Origin of the sequence: Streptomyces sp. MK37H, assembly GCF_018035285.1 — a bacterium.
Taxonomy (GTDB): domain Bacteria; phylum Actinomycetota; class Actinomycetes; order Streptomycetales; family Streptomycetaceae; genus Streptomyces; species Streptomyces endocoffeicus.
Window position 1 is genome coordinate 1 of the sequence record NZ_JAAAYH010000681.1, and the last position, 3145, is coordinate 3145.

Consider the following 3145-nt stretch of genomic DNA (forward strand, 5'->3'; position numbering starts at 1 on the left):
ACCCTGGCCTGAGCCGGGGCGCCCCGCGCCAGGAGCCCTCCGGGTGCTACGCCTCCGGGTAGCGGCGCGGGGTCCAGACGATGTCGGTGCCGTCGCCGCGGCGGACCGTGCGGGTCTGGGAGGAGCCGACCAGGAGGATCGTGCGCATGTCGACCTGGGCCGGGTCGAGGTCGGCCAGCCGGACGATGCGTACCCGTTCCCCGGGGCCGCCGATGTCGCGGCCCAGCACCACGGGCGTGTCGGGGGCGCGGTGCTCCAGCAGGAGTTCGCGGGCCTTGCCCACCTGCCAGACGCGGCTGCGGGAGCCGGGGTTGTAGAGGGCGAGCACCAGGTCGGCCGCCGCGGCGGCGCGCAGCCGCTCGGCGATGACCTCCCAGGGCTTGAGCCGGTCGGAGAGGGAGATCACCGCGTAGTCGTGGCCGAGCGGGGCACCGGCCCGGGCGGCGGCCGCGTGGGCCGCCGTCATACCGGGGACGATCCGCACCGGGACCTCGCGATAGGGGTCCTCGCAGGCGGCCTCCAGGACGGCGGTGGCCATGGCGAACACGCCCGGGTCGCCCGAGGAGACCACGGCGACACGCCGACCCCGCCGGGCGAGGTCGAGGGCGAACTCGGCGCGTACGGCCTCGACCTTGTTGTCGGAGGCGTGGCGCCGCTGGCCCGGCCGTACGGGCACCCGGTCCAGGTAGGTGGTGTAGCCGACGAGGTCCTCGGCGGCGGCCAGCTCGCCACGCGCCTCGGGGGTGAGCCACAGCGGACCGGCCGGGCCGAGGCCGACGACCACGACCTCGCCCGGGGGGCCGGACACACCGCCCGGCGCGTCTACGCGGTCGTCGTGCGGTGTGTCCTCGCGATCCCCGCTCGGCGTGTCCCCGCGGTCGCCGTGCGGCGCGTCCACGCGGCTGGGCAGCACCGCCATCGAGAAGTACGGCACCGACTCCGGGTCCACCTCGGCCAGCGGGGCGGTCCGCTCCGCCTGCATCGTGGCGCGCTCCACATAGCGCGCGTCCGCGAGCCGTCCCGACCGCTCCAGCGCCCGGCGCACCGTCGGGAAGGTCCGGCCGAGCTTCATCACGGCCGCCGCGTCCGCCGTCGCCAGCCGGGCCGTCAACTCCTCCTCCGGCAGGGTGCCGGGGAGGACCGTCAGCACCTCCTCGCCCTCCACCAGCGGTGTGCCGAGCCGGGCGGCCGCGGCGCTGACCGAGGTGACACCGGGGATGACCTCGGTGGGGTAGCGGTCGGCGAGCCGCTTGTGCATGTGCATGTACGAGCCGTAGAAGAGCGGATCGCCCTCCGCGAGCACCGCGACTGTGCGCCCCGCGTCCAGATGCGCGGCGAGCCGGGCGGCCGCGTCCGCGTAGAACTCCTCCATCGCGCCGCGATAGCCGCCCGGGTGGTCGGTGGTCTCCGTGGTGACCGGGTAGACCAGCCGCTCCTCGATGTGGTCGGGCCGCAGATGGCGCTCGGCGATGGAGCGCGCGATGCTGCGCCCGTGCCGGGCGCTGTGGTAGGCGATGACATCGGCGGCGGCGATGACCTCCACCGCGCGTACGGTCATCAGGGAGGGGTCGCCGGGGCCGAGCCCCACACCGTAGAGCCGGCCCGTCTGCTGCTCGCTCACTCTTCCTCGCTCGCTATCGCGTTGATCGCGGCCGCGGCGATGGCGCTGCCGCCGCGCCGGCCGTGCACCACCAGGTGGTCGAGCGCCGTCGGATGCCCGGCCAGCGCCTCCTTGGACTCGGCCGCGCCGATGAAGCCCACCGGCACGCCGATCACGGCGGCCGGGCGCGGCGCGCCCGCCCCTCCTTCTTCGATCATCTCCAGCAGCCGGAACAGCGCCGTGGGCGCGTTGCCGACCGCCACCACCGATCCCTCGAGCCGGTCCCGCCACAGCTCCAGCGCGGCGGCGCTGCGCGTGGTGCCCATGCGCCGCGCCAACTCCGGTACGGCCGGGTCCGAGAGGGTGCAGATCACCTCGTTGTCGGCGGGCAGCCGCTTGCGGGTGACCCCGCTGGCCACCATGCGCGCGTCGCAGAGCACGGGCGCGCCGGACCGCAGCGCGGCGCGGGCGCGGGAGACCACCTCGGGGGTGTACGCGAGGTCCTTGACCAGGTCGACCATGCCGCAGGCGTGGATCATCCGCACCGCCACCTGGCTGACGTCGGCGGGGAGCCCGCCGAGGTCGGCCTCGGCGCGGATGGTGGCAAAGGACGCGCGGTAGATGGCCGCCCCGTCCTTCTCGTAGTCGAACACGGTGTCCTCGATCATGTCGTTCCACGGGCCGCCGCAACGGCGCCGGCCAACTGCTCTGCTGTCACTTCCACGCCGTCCTCCGCCTCCGGCGTGTCGCCCTTCGCGCCGCCCCGCACGGCGACCCGATAACCCGTGTCGCCGGTCGCCAGCGCGTCCACCCAGCGGCCCCCGGGGTGACCGCAGCGCCGTTCACAGCCGGAGACATACACCGGCAGCGGATCGGGCGCGCCCTGGCGGCCGTCGCCGGACGCCGCGCCGCTCTTCGGCCGCGGCTCCGAACCGTCCGCGACCACCAATGGTCCGGTGTCCGTTACCGCTTCCATCGTGTCCGCGACCCCGCGCGCCGTGCCCGCGACTATGCGCGCCGTGTCCTCGACCATGCGGGTCGCGTGGGACCGCACATCCGCCAGGGACTTGGCGCAGCCGGGCCGTCCCGTGCACGCGCCGACCCCGAGCCACGGTGAGTCCGGCGTGGTCACCAGTCCCGCGTCGGACAACTCGTTCAAGGCGCCGCGCGCGTCGTCCGGGGCGAACCCGGGGAGCACCACGCCGCGCCAGGGTGTCATACGCAGCTCATCCGCCCCGCTCCGGGAGGCGAGCCCGGTGAGCAGCCGCCACTGCGCGGCGCTCACCCGGCCCAGAGGCAGGGCGACGGACAGCGCGTGGCGCCCGTCCGGGCCGGGGACCAGCCCGGGGGCGGGCGGCGGTTGCGGCGGGCGTGGGCCCGGCGCGCCCGGGTGCGGCTCGGTGTCGATGCCCGCGTCGGCGAGTCGGGCCGCCAAGCGATCGGCGGTCACGGCGTGTTGCGCGGGCAGTTCCCGGATGCGCCACGCCCGGGTCCCGCTCTCCCGCGCCCTCGCCAGGAACTCCACCGCGGCCAGCGCCGCCGCCC

Annotated in this window: 2 protein-coding genes and 1 pseudogene; all 3 read right to left on the reverse strand. The window is 75.7% G+C overall.

What is annotated here, in order from left to right:
- Window positions 1-46: 46 nt before the first annotated feature.
- Window positions 47-1621, reverse strand: coding sequence for a precorrin-2 C(20)-methyltransferase (locus GWI24_RS42635; protein ID WP_210951389.1), 1575 nt, complete (start codon window positions 1619-1621; stop codon window positions 47-49).
- Window positions 1618-2268, reverse strand: a complete 651-nt coding sequence (locus tag GWI24_RS42640; RefSeq protein ID WP_210951390.1) for a precorrin-8X methylmutase — start codon at window positions 2266-2268, stop codon at window positions 1618-1620. Before GWI24_RS42640 ends, GWI24_RS42635 begins: the two co-directional genes overlap by 4 nt.
- Window positions 2265-3145 (reverse strand): annotated as a pseudogene (locus GWI24_RS42645) (nitrite reductase); the annotation flags it as partial. The gene GWI24_RS42640 and the pseudogene GWI24_RS42645, both read right to left, overlap by 4 nt.

Coding starts and splice junctions, on each gene's coding strand:
- GWI24_RS42640 (WP_210951390.1), bottom strand. CDS start 2,268: ATGATCGAGGACACCGTGTTCGACTACGAGAAGGACGGGGCGGCCATC.